Genomic DNA, 18,165 nt, shown 5'->3' with positions numbered 1-18,165 from the left:
GACCAGTACAGATCAGTACAGAACCGTGGCGAACTCGCCGTGCTCGCGGAAGCCGACCTTCTCGTACACCTTCCGCGCGGCGGTGTTGTAGTCGTTCACATACAGGGACGCGACGCCTGCCACCCGTCGCGAATACTCGACGACGGCGGCGACCCGGGCGGCCGCCATCCCGCGGCCGCGCTGGGCCGGGTCCATCCAGACCCCCTGGATCTGGCACACACCGCGGGTGACCACCCCCAGATCCGCCTTGAAAAGCACCTGGCCCGCGGGGCTGAAACGGGCGAGCGTATGGCCCTGCCGGAGCAGGTTGAGCACCCGGCGGCGGTAGTTCTCCTGCCCGCCCAGGAACGGCGAATAGCCCACCTCCTCTTCGAACATCGCCACGGAGGCCGGGAGGATGCGGTCGAACTCGTCCATCGAGGCGGCGCGGACGGACGGGTCGGACTCGACCTCCAGTTCGCCGTCGTGCAAAAGGAACGGCTGGGACCGGCGGACTTCCAGGGGGACGTGCCCGAAGGCCTCCATCGCCGGAAGCAGAGCGAGCACGGCATCGCTCGGACCGAAGATCGAGGCGTAGCGGTGCGAACGGGAGTGCAGCGCGTAGGCGAAGAGCGGCGCGAGGGACGGGTCGAGGGCGATGGGCACCACATTGGCGCCCGCCCAGCAAGCGGCGATCAGCCCGCCGTCGTCGAACACGCCGAAGACCGTGGCGCCCAGGGAGCGCCACGGCCTGACGGTCTGGGCCAGGACGAAGGCGTTGACCGCTTCGTCCCGCAGGGCCAGATCCCGGAGCGCGGGAAGGTCCTCATCCACGAGTTCACGGATCATGGGCCCTCCCGCGACCTTGCTAGGAGACGGTGACCACTGGACTGCCGGAGGGAGCACTCGGATCATCGGACTCCATTTCATCGGCAATGCGCATGGCTTCTTCGATCAGTGTCTCAACGATCTCGTGTTCCGGCACGGTCTTGATGACCTGTCCCTTCACAAAGATCTGGCCCTTGCCGTTGCCCGAGGCGACGCCGAGGTCGGCTTCGCGGGCCTCGCCGGGTCCGTTCACCACGCAGCCCATGACGGCCACGCGCAGCGGGATCTCCATGCCTTCCAGGCCCGCCGTGACCTGCTCGGCCAGCGTGTAGACGTCCACCTGGGCGCGGCCACAGGACGGGCAGGAGACGATCTCGAGCTTGCGGGGGCGCAGGTTCAGGGACTGCAGGATCTGGTTGCCCACCTTGACCTCCTCCACGGGAGGGGCCGAGAGGGAGACGCGGATGGTGTCGCCGATGCCGCGGGACAGCAGGGCGCCGAACGCGGTGGCGGACTTGATGGTGCCCTGGAACGCCGGTCCGGCCTCGGTCACGCCGAGGTGCAGGGGCCAGTCGCCCTTCTCGGCGAGCATCTCGTAGGCGGCGACCATGACCACGGGGTCATTGTGCTTCACCGAGATCTTGAAGTCGTGGAAACCGTGCTCCTCGAAGAGGCTCGCCTCCCAGACGGCCGACTCCACGAGGGCCTCCGGGGTGGCCTTGCCGTACTTCTTCAGCAGGCTGGGCTCCAGGGAACCGGCGTTGACGCCGATGCGGATGCTCGTGCCGTGGTCCTTGGCCGCCTGGGCGATCTCCTTGACCTGGTCATCGAACTTCCGGATGTTGCCCGGGTTCACGCGCACCGCGGCGCACCCGGCCTCGATGGCCGCGAAGACATACTTCGGCTGGAAGTGGATGTCCGCGATCACCGGGATCTGCGACTTCTTGGCGATGATGGGCAGAGCCGCGGCGTCGTCCGCCGACGGACAGGCGACGCGCACGATGTCGCAGCCGGACGCCGTGAGCTCCGCGATCTGCTGCAGGGTCGCGTTGATGTCCGTGGTGGGGGTGGTGGTCATGGACTGCACGCTGATGGGCGAGTCGGACCCGACGCCCACCGACCCCACCTTGATCTGGCGGGTCTTGCGCCGCGGTGCGAGCACGGGCGGCGGGGCGGACGGCATTCCAAGGCTGACCGATGTCACTTCTGATTCCTCAGTTCTGTAGCTCTGGTGGTTCTGGTGAGTCCGGCCCCGGTCAGGAGACGAATTCGCTGAAGCGGCCGATCACGGGACTCCATTCGCGGGCGCTCGTCTGGGCGACGGCGCCGTTGATCTGGAACGGGTCCTCCCGGAGAAGTCCATCCAGCGCGGGCTGGTCCTCGACCACGATGATCAGCAGGGCTCCCGCCCCGGAATCGACGGGTCCGGACGCCAGCACGGTGCCCTCCTCGGCGAGCGATCCGAGCCAGGCACGGTGGGCGGGACGGAACTCGTCGCGCACGGCGGCCGTTGCGGCGTCGTACACGTACTCCACGGCGAAAACAGTCATGGGTTCACTCTATCCCTCAGGCCCGGAACCGCGGGGCGTCGGCACTGTGACACTGAGCGCTCGACGCCGGGCCAGACACTGAGGCGAACAGGAGCCGGCCGGGGATGTTCCGAGAGCGCCGTTGTCGCGCGAGGAACGAGCGCAGGCGCCGAGGGACATCCCCGACCGGCCGACAGGCCGGCGGGCTCAGTGAATGCGACCGCCGTCGTCATCCGAACAGCTTCACGGGCTTGACGATGTCCGCGTAGATCAGCACCACACCCATCACGAGCAGCAGCCCCGCCACCGTGTACGTCACGGGCAGCAGTTTGGCGAGGTCGAAGGGGCCTGGATCGGGACGGCGGAAGATCCGGGCGATGCCGCGCCGGATTCCCTCGTACAGGGCCCCGGCCACGTGACCGCCGTCGAGGGGCGGCAACGGGATCAGGTTGAAGATGGCCAGCGCGAAGTTCAGGCCGGCCAGGATGCCGACCAGGCTGGCGATGCGCGCGTTCAGCGGGATCTCCTCCATGGCCGAGACCTCGCCGGCGACCCGTCCGACGCCCACCACGCTGATGGGGCCGTTCGGATCGCGGGGCTCCGAGCTGAAGGCGGCCTTGGCCACGCCGATCACCCGGGCCGGCAGATCGAGGACGACGTGGCTGACCTGGGTCATCTGCGTCCCCACGGCCGGGAGCACTGACTCCGGGCCCTGCGGAACCAGGGCCTGGCGGGGACCGACGCCGATGAAGCCGACGTCCTGCGTGAGGGCCTTGCCCGCGGAGTCCTTCGCCGGCTGGCCGTCCGCGCCGTAGACCGGGCGAGCGGTCAGGACCGGGGTGACGGTCGTGTCGATCGTCTGGTCGCCGCGCTGGACGACCACCGGCACCTTGCGGCCGGCCGACTGCCGGATCTGTTCCGTCAGGGTGTTCCAGTCCGTGGCGGGCTTGCCGTCGAAACTGACGATCCGGTCACCGGGTTTGAGACCGGCGGCCGCCGCCGGAGCCGGGGTGCACTTCTCCCCCGGGCCGGGCTCCTTGTCCCCCTGCGCCACCTGGCAGGCGGACACGCTGGACAGCGTGGTCGTGGGCTGCGCACTGCCGAAGCCCATCAGGAGGACGGCCGTGAAGAGGATGCCGAGCACGATGTTCATCGCCGGGCCGCCCAGCATGATCACGATCTTCTTCCACACAGGGAGCTTGTAGAAGACGCGGTTCCCGTCCTCGGGCCCCACCTCCTCGCTCGCCTGCTGGCGGGCCTCCCGGGCGAGGTTCTGGAACATGCCCGTGCTGGAGGCGCGCAAGGTGCCGTCCTCGGGATTCGGCGGGTACATGCCGATCATCTGGACGTAGCCGCCCAGGGGCAGTGCCTTGACGCCGTACTCGGTCTCGCCCTTCTTCCGGGAGAAGATCGTGGGGCCGAAGCCGATCATGTACCGCGTGACACGGACCTTGAACAGCTTGGCGGGCAGCAGGTGGCCCACTTCGTGCAGCGCGATGGACACGGCGATGCCGATCGCCACGAACAGCACCCCGCCCAGGAACAGCAGCGGCCCGCTCATGCCCACAGCCTCGTCATCTCAGTGGTCTTTCTCGTCGAAGCATTCATCACGAGGACAAACGTTCGTGGGTGCGCTTTCGTGCCCACTCCTCGGCGGCGAGCACCGATTCCAGGCTGAGCGCGGCGTGGTCGGAGTGCTCGGCGAGCACCGCCTCCACGGTGTCCACGATGTCCGTGAAGCTGATCTCACCGCGGTGGAAGGCCAGCACGGCCTCCTCGTTGGCGGCGTTGAAGACGGCCGGATGGGTGCCTCCCTGCTTGGCCGCGTCCTTGGCGAGGTCGACGGCGGGGAACGCCACGGCGTCGAGCGGCTCGAACGTCCACTGGGTCGCCTGCGTCCAGTCGCAGGGGGTCGCGGCGTGGGCGACCCGCTCGGGCCAGGCCATGCCGAGGGCGATGGGCAGCCGCATGTCCGGCGGGGACGCCTGCGCGATCGAGGAGCCGTCCACGAACTGCACCATCGAGTGGACCACGGACTGCGGGTGGACGACGACGTCGATCCGGTCCAGCGGCACGTCGAACAGCAGGTGCGCCTCGATGACCTCCAGGCCCTTGTTCACGAGACTGGCGGAGTTGGTGGTGACCATGAGGCCCATGTCCCAGGTCGGGTGGGCGAGGGCCTCTGCGGGCGTGACGTGCTGGAGCTCAGCGCGGGTCTTGCCGCGGAACGGCCCCCCGGAGGCCGTGAGGACCAGGCGGTCCACCTCGGTCTCGGTGCCGGAGCGGAGGCACTGGGCGATGGCCGAATGCTCGGAGTCCACGGGCACGATCTGCCCCGGCCGGGCGAGGTCCTTGACGAGGGCGCCGCCCACGATCAGGGATTCCTTGTTGGCCAGCGCCAGGGTCGCCCCGGATTCGAGGGCCGCGAGGGTCGGCGCGAGGCCGATGGAACCCGTGATGCCGTTCAGGACCACGTCGACCGGGATCGAAGCGATGCGGGTGGAGGCGTCGGGGCCGAAGTACAGCTCTGGGGCGTAGTCCCGCAGGTCTGCCCGGGCGGCCTCATCGGCCAGCAGTTCCCGGAACTCGCTTTCGCTCCCCGAAGCCACGCCCACGGCCTGCGCGCGGACGTGGACCGCCTGCCGCGCCAGGAGGGCGAGGTTGCCGCCTCCTGCGCTCAGCGCCGTGACGCTGAAACGGTGAGGGGCGCCGTCGACGACGTCGATCGCCTGGGTGCCGATGGAACCGGTGGAGCCGAGCAGGGTCACAGAACGCATGGTTCCAGTATCCCGGAGAACCTGAGCGCCCGCTGCACGGGACCCGTGCGGCACCCGCGTGGGCCCTGTTCCCTGTGCCTGGTCTCAGCCCCGGCCGGTCACCGACGCACCACGAACGGCACACCACCGCCCGGCCCATCGCCACTCCGCCCCACGAACTCGGCGGATGGCACCGATTGATGCGGACTCAGCCGGACGCGCCCGCCCGGCGGAGCACCGACTCGGCGTGCCGGAGGATCGGCCCGTCGATCATGCGGCCCTCGTGACTGAACACCCCGTTGCCCGCGGAGGCAGCGGCGGCGAGGAGGTCCCGCGCGGCCTGGACCGCGGCGTCGTCGGGCAGATACGCCTCCCGCACCACCGCCACCTGGTTCGGGTGGATGCAGGCCTTCGCCGCGAAACCGGACGCCACCGCGTCGGCGGATTCAGCGGCGAGCCCCTCCAGGTCCGGGATGTTGACGTAGACCGCGTCGATCGCCGCTTTCCCGAACGCCCCGGCGGCGAGCAGCACCTGGGAGCGGGCGTGCAGCGCGACCGCACGGTAGCCGCCGTCGGCGTCCCGGCTGGAGGTCCCGCCGAGCGACGCCAGCAGGTCCTCGGCGCCCCACATGAGTCCCACGACGTTCGGCCGCGCGGCGATCCCGGCGGCGTTCAGCACACCTCGCGCGGTCTCGCACAGGGCGAGGATCTCGTAGTCCGCCAGGGCGTCGAGCTGCTGGCCACTCTCGGCCTTGGCCAGCATGAGCGTCCGGTAGGGCGTCTTCGCCACGGCTTCCAGATCCAGGCGGATCTCGGGGGTGCCCACGGGATTGACCCGGACGATGGTCCGCTCCGGGTCGAGGGCGTTCGCGGGGTCCGCGAGCGCCAGCCGGGCCGCGGCCTTGGCGTCTGCGGACACGGCGTCCTCCAGATCCAGGATGACGGCGTCGGCGCGGTCGGACGCCTTGGCGTAGCGTTCGGGCCGGTCGGCCGGGCAGAACAGGAGGCTGGGTCCCATCGAGAAGCTCATGCCTCCAGTGTCCCCCGTCCGGGGGCTTCGTGGGCCTCGCAGGTCCACATCAACGTGGTCCGCCGGGCCAGGGCCACGACCTCGCCTCGTTGGTTGTAGCCGGTGTGCTGGAAGGTCACGACACCCTGCCCCGGACGCGACGCCGACGGCCTGCGTTCCAGCACGGTGGTCTCCGTGTAGAGGGTGTCGCCGTGGAACATCGGTTTCGGGAAGCTGATCCCGTCGAGTCCGAGCTGGGCGATGATGGTCCCCGCTGTGAGCTGCGGCACCGACTGTCCCACCAGCGTGGCCAGGGTCAGCATCGAGTTCACGAGGCGCTGCCCGAAGGGCTGGGACTCGCTCCATGCGGCGTCGAGGTGCAGGGCTTGCGTGTTCATCGTCAAGGTCGTGAAGAGGACGTTGTCCGCTTCGGTCAGGGTCCGGCCGGGACGGTGGACGTAGACGGCGCCGTCCTCCAATTCGTCGAAGTACAGTCCCCGCTGCACGATCCGGCGGGGTTCGTCCTGCTGGGTCACGGGTTCGTCTCCGGGCTCGCTCATGCGGTTCTCCTGCGTGCTCATACGGTGTCCGGATCGTGCATCTCGACGCGCAGTTCAGCGCCCGTCGCGGCGAGGACTTCCTCCACCGAGACGCCCGGCGCGGTCTCCCGGAGGACCAGTCCGTCATCGGTCACGTCGATGACCGCGAGGTCCGTGATGATCCGGTCCACACAGCCCTTGCCGGTGACCGGAAGGGAACAGCTCTGGACGATCTTGGGGCGCCCGTTCCGGTCCACGTGCTCCATCATCACGATCAGGCGCTTGGCTCCGAACACGAGGTCCATGGCGCCGCCCATCCCCTTGACCATCTTGCCGGGGATCATCCAGTTGGCCAGGTCGCCGTTCTCCGCGACCTCCATGGCGCCGAGGACCGCCACGTCGACGTGCCCTCCGCGGACCATGCCGAAGGACAGTGCCGAGTCGAAGAAGGCGGCGCCGGGGTTGACCGTCACCGTCTCCTTGCCCGCGTTGATGAGGTCCGGATCCACCGCGTCCTCGGTGGGGTACGGCCCCGTGCCCAGGATGCCGTTCTCGGAATGCAGGACCACCTCCACCCCGTCCGGGATGTGGTTGGGGATGAGGGTCGGCATGCCGATCCCGAGGTTGACGTACTGGCCGTTCCGCAGCTCCCGGGCCACCCGCGCCGCCAGCTGGTTGCGGTCGAGCCCGCGCGCCGTGTTGTCCGCGGTGGTCTCCGCGGCGTCCGACGCCGGAGCGCCGGCCCCGCTCGCGGGCGCCGGAGCCTGCTCCTTCCGGACCGTCCGCTTCTCGATCCGCTTCTCCGCCAGAGGGCTTCCCGCGGGCACGTGGACGACGCGCTGCACAAAGATGCCCGGCACGTGGATGTGCTCCGGGTCCAGCTCACCCGGTTCCACGAGTTCCTCGACCTCGGCGATGGTGATCCGCCCTGCCATGGCGCACAGGGAGTTGAAGTTCAGAGCCGTGGCGTGGAACACGAGGTTCCCGTGGCGGTCTCCCTTCGCGGCGTGCACCAGAGCGAAGTCCGGCGTGAGGGACTCCTCCAGCACGTAGTCCGCACCCCCGAAGGTGCGCACCTCCTTCGGCGCGGAGCCGAGCGCGATCCCGCCGGCGTCGTCGTACTTCTGAGGCAACCCGCCCTCGGCCACCTGCGTGCCCACGCCGGCCGCCGTGTAGAAGGCGGGGATGCCCGCGCCGCCGGCACGGAGCTTCTCCGCCAGCGTGCCCTGCGGGGTGAGGACCACTTCGAGCTCGCCGGCCAGATACTGCCGGGCGAACTCCTTGTTCTCCCCCACATAGGAGCTGATCGTGCGGCGGATGCGGCCGTCGGACAGCAGGATGCCGAGACCCCAGTCATCGACCCCGCAGTTGTTGCTGATCGTCTCCAGACCGCCGGTGCCCTGGCGGTGCAGGGCGTCGATCAGGCCGACGGGGATCCCGCACAGCCCGAATCCGCCCACCGCGAGGGAGGCGCCCTCGTGAATGTCTGCCACGGCACGCTCCACGCTGCCGACCACTTTGTCGATCATGCTCCGATCCTCTCCTGTGGCGTCGTCGAATTCCAGAGGCGCGGCTACAGGCCGAGCTCGCGGGCGATCAGCATGAGCTGCACCTCGGTGGTGCCCTCGCCGATCTCCAGGATCTTGGAGTCGCGGTAATGCCGGGCCACGGGGAATTCGTTGATGAAACCGTAGCCGCCGAACACCTGGGTGGCGTCCCGGGCGTTGTCCATGGCCGCCTCACCTGCGACCATCTTGGCGATCGCGGCCTGCGACTTGAACGGCTTGCCCGCCAGCATGCGGGCTGCGGCGTCGTAGTAGGCGAGGCGGGCGGTGTGGGCGCGGGCCTGCATCCGGGCGATCTTGAACTGGATCGCCTGGTACTTGCCGATCATGTTCCCGAAGGCGCTCCGCTCCCGGGCGTAGCGCACGGACGCGTCCACGCAGCCCTGCGCGGCGCCGGTGGCGAGCGCCGCGATGGCGATCCGGCCCTCGTCGAGGATGGAGAGGAAGTTCGCATAGCCACGGCCCTCGACGCCCAGGAGGTTCTCCTCGGGGACGCGGACGTCCTTCAGGGTGAGGGGGTGGGTGTCGGAGGCGTTCCAGCCGACCTTGTTGTACGCCTTCTCCGCGATGAAGCCGGGGGTGTCGGTGGGCACCAGGATCGTGGAGATCTCCTTCTTCACGGTGCCGTCGGGGCGTTCGGTGATGCCGGTGACGGCCGTGACGGTGACCAGACGGGTGATGTCCGTGCCGGAGTTCGTGATGAACTCCTTGCTGCCGTTGATGACCCACTGGCCGTCCTCGCGGCGCGCCTTGGTCTGGGTGCCACCGGCGTCGGAACCGGCCTCCCGCTCCGTCAGGCCGAAGCCGGCGAGAGCCTGACCGGAGGCCAGAGACGGCAGCCACTCCTCCTTCTGGGCATCGGTCCCGAAACGGTACACCGGCATCGCGCCCAGCGAGACGCCTGCTTCCAGCGTGATCGCCACGGACTGGTCCACGCGGCCGAGCTGCTCGAGCGCGAGGGCGAGGGCGAAGTAGTCGCCGCCCATGCCGCCGTACTCCTCCGGGAACGGCAGGCCGAAGAGGCCCAGCTCGGCCATGCCGGCCACCACCTCATAGGGGAAGCTGTGCTCCTCGTCGTGCTTCTGCGCCACCGGCGCCACGACCTCGTCCGCGAACTCGCGGACGGTGTCACTGAGGTCCTGGTACTCGTCGCTGAGTTCAAAATCAGGCATGTGGTGTCCTAGTTCTCGTGTCCCGGATCTTCGGGATGGATGGTGGCCACTGCGGCCTTGGCTTTGACCTGATCGCCGGGTGCGACGTTAAGGTGCACGATGCCCCCGAGGGGTGCGGTGAGCTGGTGCTCCATCTTCATGGCTTCGACGCTGAGCAGGTGCCGGCCGGCCTCCACCCGCTCGCCGTCCTGCACCATGACGGCGACGACGGTGCCCGGCATGGGCGTCACGACGCGCGGATCCGCTTCGCCTTCCAGCCCGTCGAGCCGGGCCAGACGGCGGGTCAGAGCTTCTTCGCGGCCCAGGAGCTCGACCTCGGCGGACCAGCCGTCACGGCCGATCCACGCGGTGATCGATCGTGGCGTGTCCAGATGGCCCCTGCTGGCGCCAGGGACGGCCACCACGTACTCGTAGGGCGTGCCGTCCACCTCGAACACGCCCGCCCCCTGCCCGATCCGCCACGTGACCGCGATGACGGCGTCGCGCCCGGGCAGCGTCACCTGGTACTCGACGGTGACCGGCAGGTCACGTGACTTCTGGCGCCAGATCCCGCCTGACACCTGGGCCGTCAGGTCCGTCCCGGCCACCACGGCATGAATCCTTCGAGGCGAGTGAGCCACGAGGCGCCAGCCGTCGATGGCTCCCCAGCCCGGCCCCAGGCCGGTGGTGGAGTCGCGGGACCGGCTGGAGGCCTCTCCGTGGAGCACCTGGTCGGTCATCACGGCGACCAGGGCCAGATCGACGTCGTTCACCTCGTGGAACGGGAAGCCGTCCAGCTTGCGTTCGATCAGGCCGGTGTCGAGGCGCCCGGCCTGGACGTCCTCGTCCGCGAGGAGCAGACGCAGGTACTCGACGTTCGTGGACAGTCCGAGCAGGCGGTACTTCGCCAGGGCCAGATCGAGCTTTTGAAGGGCGTCCGCACGGTCCTCGCCGTGCACGATGACCTTCGCCAGCATGGGGTCGTAGTCCGATCCGATGACCTGGTCCTGAAAGAGGGACGAGTCGATCCGAGCCCTGGGCTCGGGATTCCACGGCCGATAGGGGGCGAAGCGTCTGCCCGGAAGGGGGGTCTGGGTTCCGTGCTCGTCGAGCAGCAGCACCGTGCCCGTGGCCGGGAGGAAGCCGTTGCGCGGATCCTCCGCGTACACCCGGGCCTCGATCGCGTGCCCGTTCAGCCGGACATCCTCCTGCCGGATGGACAGGGTCTCCCCCGCCGCCACCCGCAGCTGCTGTTCCACCAGGTCGATGCCCGTGACCTCCTCGGTGACAGGGTGTTCCACCTGCAGCCGGGTGTTCATCTCCATGAAGAAGAACTCCTCGGGGCGGTCGTCCGAGACCAGGAACTCCACGGTCCCCGCGCCCACGTAGTCGACGCTCCGGGCGGCGCCGCAGGCCGCCTGCCCCATCCGCTCCCGGATCTCGGCGCCGTTCGGCAGGCCTTCGAGCAATGCCGACGGGGCCTCCTCGATGACCTTCTGGTGTCGGCGCTGCAAGGAGCACTCGCGCTCCCCCAGGTGGATGACGTTCCCATGGGTGTCGGCCAGCACCTGGACCTCGATGTGGCGGGGGTTCCGCACGAGCCGTTCGATGAACAGGGTGTCGTCGCCGAAGGCGCTCGCGGCCACGCGGCGTGCGGTGGCCAGGCCGGCGTCGAGGTCTTCCGGCGCCTCCACCACGACCATGCCCTTGCCGCCGCCGCCCGCGGACGGCTTGATGAGCAGCGGGTAGCCGACGTCGGCGGCGTGCTGCCGCAGCTCGTCGTCGGTGGGCGGCCGGCCCGGCGAGCCGGCATAGCCGGGAACGGTGGGCACGCCGGAGCGGGACACGTGGTTCTTGGCGGTGATCTTGTCGCCCATCACGGCGAGCGCGTCCACGCCGGGTCCGATGAACGTGACGCCTGCGGCGGCGAGCGCTTCGGCGAAGCGCGCGTTCTCGCTGAGGAAGCCGTAGCCCGGGTGCACGGCGTCGGCGCCGCTCTCCACGGCGGCCCGCACGACGGCGTCGATGTTCAGGTAACTCTCGGTGGCGGCCGCCGGACCGATCCGGACCGCTTCATCCGCCAGCTGGACGTGCAGGGCCTCCGCGTCGGCGTCGCTGTAGACGGCGATGGACCGGATGCCCAGGCGCTGGAGAGTGCGGATGATCCGCACCGCGATCTCGCCGCGGTTGGCGATGAGCACCGAGCCGAAGGGCCGTCCCTCGGCGAGGGCAGCCCGGACCCGGCGCTCGTCCGGAGTTCCTGCGATGAATCCGAAATCCATGATCACATCCTGAAAAGGCCGAAGGAGGTCTCGGGCAGAGGAACCCGTGACGCGGCGTCGAGGGCGAGACCGAGCACCCGGCGGGTGTCCATCGGGTCGATGATGCCGTCGTCCCAGAGCCGCGCGGTGGAGTAGTACGGGCTGCCCTGGGTCTCGTACTGTTCGCGGATCGGGGCCTTGAAGGCCTCCTCGTCCTCGGCGCTCCACTCCTGGCCGGCCGCCTCGAGCTGGCCGCGCTTGACGGTCGCGAGCACGCTGGCCGCCTGGGCGCCGCCCATGACGGAGATGCGCGCCGCGGGCCACATCCAGAGGAAGCGCGGGCTGTAGGCCCGGCCGCACATCGAGTAGTTCCCGGCGCCGAACGAGCCGCCGATCACGATGGTGAACTTCGGCACCCGGGCCGTGGCGACGGCCGTGACCATCTTGGCGCCGTCGCGGGCGATGCCCCCGTGCTCGGCGTCCTTGCCCACCATGAAGCCGGTGATGTTCTGCAGGAACAGGAGCGGCACGCCGCGCTGGTCGCAGAGTTCGATGAAGTGGGCGCCCTTGCGGGCCGATTCGGAGAACAGCACACCGTTGTTGGCGACGATGCCCACCGGGTGCCCCATCACGTGTGCGAAGCCGGTGACCAGTGTGTCTCCGTACTCCCGCTTGAACTCGTGGAACTCGCTCCCGTCCACGAGCCGCGCGATGACCTCGCGCACGTCGTAGGAGGCGTTCACATCGACAGGCACTGCGCCGTACAACTCCGCGGGATCCACGACGGGCTCCCGGACCGGCAGCACGTCCCACGCGCGGGCGGGGGTCTCCGGCAGCGTGGCGACGATGTCCCTGACGATCTGCAGGGCGTGTTCGTCGTTCTCGGCCAGATGGTCGGCCACACCGGATATCCTGGCGTGGACCTCTCCCCCGCCCAGCTCCTCGGCGGTCACGACCTCACCGATGGCCGCCTTCACGAGCGGAGGCCCGCCCAGGAAGATCGTGCCCTGGTTCTTCACGATGACGGTCTCGTCGCTCATGGCCGGGACGTACGCGCCGCCGGCGGTGCAGGACCCCATGACGGCCGCGATCTGCGGGATCTTCCGCGCCGAGAGCTGCGCCTGGTTGTAGAAGATCCGTCCGAAGTGGTCTTTCGACGGGAAGACCTCGTCCTGCATCGGGAGGAAAGCACCGCCGGAATCCACGAGATACACGCACGGCAGGCCGTTCTCCAGAGCGATCTCCTGCGCCCGCAGGTGCTTGCGCACCGTCAGGGGATAGTAGGTGCCGCCCTTCACGGTGGCGTCATTGCACACCACCATCACCAGGCGGCCCTCCACGACGCCGATGCCGGCGATCACGCCCGCGGCCGGCGACGCGCCGTCGTACAGATCCTCGGCCGCCAGAGGCGCGACCTCCAGGAACGGGCTGCCCTCGTCCAGGAGGAGGTCCACGCGGTCCCGGGGCAGCAGTTTGCCACGGGCGACATGGCGTTCGCGGGACTTCTCAGGACCGCCGAGCGCGGCGGCGGCCAGCTTCTCCCGGAGCTCCTCCACCAGGGCCCGTTGTGCGGCCTCGTTGGCCTCGAACTGCGGGGAGGCCGGTTCCACTGTGGTGGACAGAATCTCCATTGACCTGCTCTTTCCGAAGCGGGTACGTCACATTTCAGTTAGTGACGTATAACTGAGTTTGAGGTTAGTCTCGAATGAGCGTGATGTCCACCACTCGGGAGGAACAAGTGAGCGAAAGCCCCGCGACGGCGCGATCCGTGGCCAAGGAGGAACGACGGAAGGCCCTGGTGTCTCAGGCGGCCCGGCTCTTCGCCGACTCCGGATTCGCCAAGGTGTCCCTGGAAGCGCTGGGCGCCGCCGTCGGGATGAGCGGCCCTGCCGTCTACCGGCACTTCCCGTCGAAGCAGGCCGTCCTGGAGGAGCTGCTCCTGGGCGTGAGCCGGCGGCTCCTCGACGGCGGCCGTGAGGTGATGGACGCGGCCGCGGATTCCGCGCCGGGCGGCATGGCCCTCCGCGCCCTCGTGCGGTTCCACACCGACTTCGCCCTGTCCCAGCCGGAGGTGATCCGGATCCAGGACCGCGATTTCCAGTCGCTCCCCGAGGCGAGCCGGAAGCAGGTGCGCGAACTCCAGCGCGCCTACGTCGAACTGTGGGTCCAGGCCCTCGGCGCCGAGCTGCCCGGTGCGGGACCCAGCGAACGGCGGCTCCGGGTCCACGCCTGTTTCGGCCTCATCAACTCCACCCCGCACTCGCTCCGCGAACGCGGACGCACCGTGCCTGCGAAGACGGCACGGCCTGTACTGGAAGCCATGGCCTACGCCGCGCTCACGGCGCCCAGCGGGACGGACTGAGGCACGCCCCGTCCGCTCGCCGGGCGCCTGGACGCCGGGTCAGACCGGCGCCTCAGATCATCGTGAGGACCATGCCCGGGTCCGCCAGGATCCGGCCGACATCGGCCAGGAATCGGGAGCCCTGCTCGCCGTCGACCAGCCGGTGATCGAAGGACAGGCTGAGGGTCAGCACCTGACGCAGCGCCACCTCGCCCTGGTACTCCCACGGCTGCCGGCGCACCGCTCCGACGGCCAGGATCCCGGCCTCCCCCGGGTACAGCATCGGGGTGCCCGCGTCGATCCCGAACACGCCGATGTTCGTGATGGTGAATGTCCCTCCACTCAGCTCGGCCGGCGTGGTGCGGGCGGCGCGTGCCTTCTCCGCCAGATCCGAAAGCGCCACCGCCAGGTCCCGCAGGCTGAGCGTCTGGGCGTCCTTGATGTTGGGCACGGTGAGACCGCGGGGCGTGGCCGCCGCGATGCCCAGATTCACGTAGTGATACTGGACGATCTCCTGAGCGGTCTCATCCCAATGGCTGTTGAGCGTCGGATTGTTCGCGAGCGCCACGAGCACTGCCTTGGCCACGAGCGTGAGCGGCGTGAACTTGAGTCCGGCGAAGGCACGGTCCGCCTTGATCCGGGCGAGCAGTTCCATGGTCGGCGTGACATCCACCGTGAGGAATTCGGAGACCTGCGGCGCCGTGAACGCGCTCGCGACCATCGCCGCCGCCGTGTGCTTGCGCACCCCCTTGATGGGACTGCGGGTCTCCCGCCCGACGACGCCGGCCTCCGCCTCGCCCGCCCCCGTCCCGGTGAGTGCGGACTCACCGCCGCCCGAGGCCCGTCCCGCGGCCTCGCCACCTGCCGTCGTGGCAGCCCCGGAGAACGCCAGCACATCCTCCCGGGTGATGAGGCCACGCTCCCCCGTGCCCTGCACGAGTTCCAGATCGACGCCGAGGTCCTTGGCCAGCTTCCGCACGGGAGGCGTGGAGCGCGGCCGTTCCTCGCGGGGCGCCGGGGCGGTCGTCGCGACGGGCGCGGTCACGGCGGGCGCGGCCACGGCAGCTGCCGAGGTGACTTCGGGTGCTGGCGCCGCCGGGGAGACGGCCGCCGCCACCCGCGCGCGGCGGGCCGGACGCCCGCCCTTCTCCACGAGGGCGCCGTAGCCGACCAGGTTCGCCTCGCGCTGAGGCGGCTGCGCGGCGTCGTCGTCCGCGCCGATCACGTCGAAGGAGACGAGCGGATGCCCGACCTCCACGACCGTCCCGGGATCCGCGTGCAGCGCGGAGATGGTGCCGGTGAACGGCGACGGCAGTTCCACGACGGCCTTGGCCGTCTCGACCTCCGCGATGATCTCGTTGAGGGCGACCGATTGACCGGGCGTGACCTTCCAGGCCACGACTTCGGATTCCGTGAGTCCTTCACCCAGGTCCGGCAGGTTGAAAACCTTGATCATGTCAGTCGTCCGCTCCTGGGAGGTTCGAGAGGGAATTGGCACGCCCCATGGCCCGGTCCACGCCGTCCAGGATACGGTCCAGGTCCGGCAGGTGGTGGGATTCGAGCTTGGAGTACGGGTACGGGATGTCGAAGCCCGTGACCCGCACGGGCGCGTGCTCCAGATAGTGGAAGCACCGCTCGGTGATGCTCGCGGCGATCTCCGCGCCGAGCCCGCCGTTCTGTCCCGCTTCATGGGTGATCACCAGGCGGCCGGTCTTCCGGACCGAGGCCTCCACCACGGGGTAGTCCACCGGTGAGAGGGACCGCAGGTCGATGACCTCCACGGAGACGCCCTCGTCCCCGGCCGCCACCGCGACGTCGAGCGCCGTCTTCACGAGCGGACCGTACGTGACCAGCGTGACGTCGCGGCCTTCGGTCAGCACCTGCGCGGACCCCAGGGACAGCGCTGTGGCCGGGTCGACCGACTCGTCCACGTCGCCGCGGTCGTGATAGCGGCGCTTCGGCTCGAAGTAGAGGACCGGGTCGTCACACGCGATGGCCTGTTGGATCATCGTGTAGGCGTCCTGCGGGTTCGACACGGAGATGACCCGCAGCCCGGAGGTGTGGGTGAAGTAGGCCTCGGGCGATTCCGAGTGGTGCTCGGGCGATCCGATGCCGCCGCCGAACGGCACGCGGATGGTCAGCGGCACCTTCACGAGCCCCTGGGTCCGGTAGTGCAGCTTGGCCACCTGGGACACGATCTGGTCGAACGCCGGGTAGATGAACCCGTCGAACTGGATCTCGCAGACCGGCCGGTAGCCTCGGTACGCCAGGCCGACCGCGGTGCCGATGATGCCGGACTCCGCCAGGGGCGTGTCCAGGACGCGGTGGGCGCCGAAGTCCTTCTGCAGGCCGTCCGTGATCCGGAAGACGCCGCCGAGGGACCCGATGTCCTCCCCCATCAGCAGGACTTTGGGGTCCGCTTCCATGGCACGCCGGAGCCCTGCGTTGATCGCGCGGGCGAAGGTCATGGTCGCCATCAGCGCCGCCCTCCCTCGGTGGTCGCGCCGGCGGTGGCGCCGGAGTGGTCGAACTGGTCCAGATACCGCCGGTAGTGGTCCTCCTGGCGGTCGAGCCAGGGATTCGGTTCGGCGTAGACGTGCTTGAACACGTCGAGCGCCTCGGGTTCCGGCATGGAGATGACTCCAGCGCGGACGACGGCGGCCACCTCGTCCGCCTTGTCGGCCACCCGCTGCCGCAGGGCGTCGTCCAGCACGCCGGTCGCCTCGAGGTGACGCTCCAGCCGGGCGATCGGGTCCTTGGCGGCCCAGTCCTCGAGTTCGTTGGCATCCCGGTAACGGGTGGGATCGTCCGCGGTCGTGTGCGGCCCCATGCGATAGGTCACCGCCTCGATGAAGCTGGGACCGCCGCCCTGCCGGGCGCGGTCCAGGGCGATGCGCGTGGCCGCGAGCACGGCCAGCACGTCATTGCCGTCCACCCGCAGATGCGGGATGCCGAAGCCGCCGGCCCGTTCGGCCAGGGTGATGTGGCTCTGAAGGCTCACGGGCTCCGAGATGGCCCAGTGGTTGTTCTGGCAGAAGAAGATGGCGGGCGCCTGGTAGCTCGCGGCGAACACCATCGCCTCGTTGACATCGCCCTCGCTCGTGGCACCGTCGCCGAAGTACGCGACCGCGGCCGCGTCCGCGCCGTCGAACTGGATGCCCATCGCATAGCCGACCGCGTGGAGCGTCTGGGCGCCGATGATGATCTGCGGTGTGGCCATGTTGATGGCGAACGGGTCCCAGCCGGACGAGGCGTTGCCGCGCCAGACCCGGAGGATCTGGCTGAGGTCCACGCCGCGGCAGTAGGCCACGCCGTTCTCGCGGTAGCTGGAGAACACGAAGTCGTCCTGGCGCAGCGCCCGGCCGGAGCCGATCTGCGCGGCCTCCTGCCCGAGGAGCGGCGGCCAGAGGGCCAGCTCACCCTGACGCTGGAGGGCGGTGGCTTCGGCGTCGATCCGCCGGATCACCACCATGTCCTCATACAGTCCGGCCAGCACAGCGGCGCCGTCGGCGCCGTCGAGGTCCTGGAGCCAGGGGTCCAGCTGAGGCTCCGGCAGGCGCTCCCCACTCGGGGCAAGCACCTGGAGCATTTCTTCCCCAGGGTGGTGGGGATTGATGTCGGGCACGATAGTCAACTTCCCTTCGCCGCGGCCGAGTCACTCCAGGGATCGCCCGGAGCCCCTCCGGACGCCATCGTCACATGCAGCTCTTACTTGTGAGGCTACTCACATTGAAATGCGCGAACAAGCACTTCCGGCGCAATTGCGCGGAATGCGGAGTTCGCTCGATCCATACCTGTCCTGAACAGGCTGAATGCCCCGGCGGAACGCGCCGCACTGGGCATTATGCTCAATCTTCGACGTCGATCCTGCCCGCATAGTCGGCGCCCCACCGGGCGAGCTGGTCGATGATCGGCAGGGCGCCACGGCCGAGCTCCGTCAGCGAGTACTCGACCTTCGGGGGCACCTGCGGATAGACGGTCCGCAGGACGAGCCCGTCGTCCTCGAGTTCCCGCAGCTGGCGGGTGAGGACCCGTGGCGGCGGGTCCCCCAGGCGACGTCCCAGCTCGCCGAAGCGGATCGCCTCCTCCTGGTGCAGCAGGCTGAGAATGGCCGGCTTCCAGGCCCCGCCGAGGACCACCACGGCGACCTCGGCCGCGCATTCCGCCGGCCACTCGCGGACCACCTTCTCCGTCCGTTCGCGCATGC

General features: G+C 69.5%; 16 protein-coding genes and 1 pseudogene. 1 reads left to right on the top strand and 16 read right to left on the bottom strand.

What is annotated here, in order from left to right; genetic code table 11:
* Positions 1–12 precede the first annotated feature (12 nt).
* The 12 genes and pseudogenes from P9849_RS05440 to P9849_RS05385 all read right to left on the bottom strand — a co-directional run bounded on the left by P9849_RS05440 (position 13) and on the right by P9849_RS05385 (position 13,248).
* Positions 13–828, bottom strand: coding sequence for a GNAT family N-acetyltransferase (locus P9849_RS05440; protein WP_278268651.1), 816 nt, complete (start codon positions 826–828; stop codon positions 13–15).
* A 19-nt stretch (positions 829–847) separates the two neighbouring features.
* Complete coding sequence (gene ispG, locus P9849_RS05435; RefSeq protein ID WP_066215257.1) at positions 848–2,011, bottom strand: flavodoxin-dependent (E)-4-hydroxy-3-methylbut-2-enyl-diphosphate synthase; 1,164 nt, start codon at positions 2,009–2,011, stop codon at positions 848–850.
* Positions 2,012–2,063: 52 nt separating this feature from the next.
* Positions 2,064–2,357, bottom strand: a complete 294-nt coding sequence (locus tag P9849_RS05430; RefSeq protein WP_278268650.1) for a YciI family protein — start codon at positions 2,355–2,357, stop codon at positions 2,064–2,066.
* Positions 2,358–2,565: 208 nt separating this feature from the next.
* Positions 2,566–3,897: a site-2 protease family protein gene (locus tag P9849_RS05425; RefSeq protein ID WP_278268649.1), complete on the bottom strand. Its 1,332-nt coding sequence runs from the start codon at positions 3,895–3,897 to the stop codon at positions 2,566–2,568.
* Between the two features lie 46 nt (positions 3,898–3,943).
* Complete coding sequence (gene dxr / locus P9849_RS05420; protein WP_278268648.1) at positions 3,944–5,113, bottom strand: 1-deoxy-D-xylulose-5-phosphate reductoisomerase; 1,170 nt, start codon at positions 5,111–5,113, stop codon at positions 3,944–3,946.
* A gap of 187 nt (positions 5,114–5,300) precedes the next feature.
* Complete coding sequence (locus tag P9849_RS05415; RefSeq protein WP_278268647.1) at positions 5,301–6,122, bottom strand: CoA ester lyase; 822 nt, start codon at positions 6,120–6,122, stop codon at positions 5,301–5,303.
* Entirely contained in the window at positions 6,119–6,661 is a 543-nt protein-coding gene (locus tag P9849_RS05410) for a MaoC family dehydratase (protein WP_278268646.1), read from the bottom strand. Before P9849_RS05410 ends, P9849_RS05415 begins: the two co-directional genes overlap by 4 nt.
* Positions 6,662–6,678: 17 nt before the next feature.
* Positions 6,679–7,311 carry a CoA transferase subunit B gene (locus tag P9849_RS05405; protein WP_219906416.1) on the bottom strand — a complete coding sequence of 211 codons (633 nt, stop codon included), beginning with the start codon at positions 7,309–7,311 and terminating at the stop codon, positions 6,679–6,681.
* Between the two features lie 105 nt (positions 7,312–7,416).
* Positions 7,417–8,169, bottom strand: a pseudogene (locus tag P9849_RS05400) (CoA transferase subunit A); the annotation flags it as partial.
* A gap of 44 nt (positions 8,170–8,213) precedes the next feature.
* Positions 8,214–9,377, bottom strand: a complete 1,164-nt coding sequence (locus P9849_RS05395; RefSeq protein ID WP_278268645.1) for an acyl-CoA dehydrogenase family protein — start codon at positions 9,375–9,377, stop codon at positions 8,214–8,216.
* 8 nt (positions 9,378–9,385) lie between these two features.
* Positions 9,386–11,638, bottom strand: coding sequence for a biotin carboxylase N-terminal domain-containing protein (locus P9849_RS05390; protein ID WP_278268644.1), 2,253 nt, complete (start codon positions 11,636–11,638; stop codon positions 9,386–9,388).
* Between the two features lie 2 nt (positions 11,639–11,640).
* The gene (locus P9849_RS05385) at positions 11,641–13,248 is read right to left on the bottom strand and encodes a carboxyl transferase domain-containing protein (protein WP_278268643.1); all 1,608 of its coding nucleotides are present in this window, start codon (positions 13,246–13,248) and stop codon (positions 11,641–11,643) included.
* Between the two features lie 83 nt (positions 13,249–13,331).
* Between P9849_RS05385 and P9849_RS05380 the strand changes: the two genes are divergently transcribed.
* Positions 13,332–13,979: a TetR/AcrR family transcriptional regulator gene (locus P9849_RS05380; protein ID WP_278268642.1), complete on the top strand. Its 648-nt coding sequence runs from the start codon at positions 13,332–13,334 to the stop codon at positions 13,977–13,979.
* A 52-nt stretch (positions 13,980–14,031) separates the two neighbouring features.
* Here the strand turns inward: P9849_RS05380 and P9849_RS05375 are convergent, their stop codons facing one another.
* The 4 genes from P9849_RS05375 to P9849_RS05360 form a co-directional block, all read right to left on the bottom strand.
* Positions 14,032–15,414 carry a dihydrolipoamide acetyltransferase family protein gene (locus tag P9849_RS05375; protein WP_278268641.1) on the bottom strand — a complete coding sequence of 461 codons (1,383 nt, stop codon included), beginning with the start codon at positions 15,412–15,414 and terminating at the stop codon, positions 14,032–14,034.
* Position 15,415: 1 nt separating this feature from the next.
* Positions 15,416–16,435 carry an alpha-ketoacid dehydrogenase subunit beta gene (locus P9849_RS05370; protein ID WP_278268640.1) on the bottom strand — a complete coding sequence of 340 codons (1,020 nt, stop codon included), beginning with the start codon at positions 16,433–16,435 and terminating at the stop codon, positions 15,416–15,418.
* Entirely contained in the window at positions 16,435–17,547 is a 1,113-nt protein-coding gene (gene pdhA, locus P9849_RS05365; RefSeq protein WP_278268639.1) for a pyruvate dehydrogenase (acetyl-transferring) E1 component subunit alpha, read from the bottom strand. The genes P9849_RS05370 and pdhA overlap by 1 nt, the downstream gene beginning before the upstream one ends.
* A gap of 259 nt (positions 17,548–17,806) precedes the next feature.
* Positions 17,807–18,163 (bottom strand): helix-turn-helix domain-containing protein, encoded by a 357-nt coding sequence (locus P9849_RS05360; protein ID WP_278268638.1) that lies wholly within the window; start codon positions 18,161–18,163, stop codon positions 17,807–17,809.
* Positions 18,164–18,165 lie beyond the last annotated feature (2 nt).

It is taken from the genome of Arthrobacter sp. Y-9 (genome assembly GCF_029690065.1).
Taxonomy (GTDB): Bacteria; Actinomycetota; Actinomycetes; order Actinomycetales; family Micrococcaceae; genus Arthrobacter_E.
The sequence above is the reverse complement of the archived record's forward strand: the minus strand, read 5'-3'. Positions and strand labels throughout refer to the sequence as shown.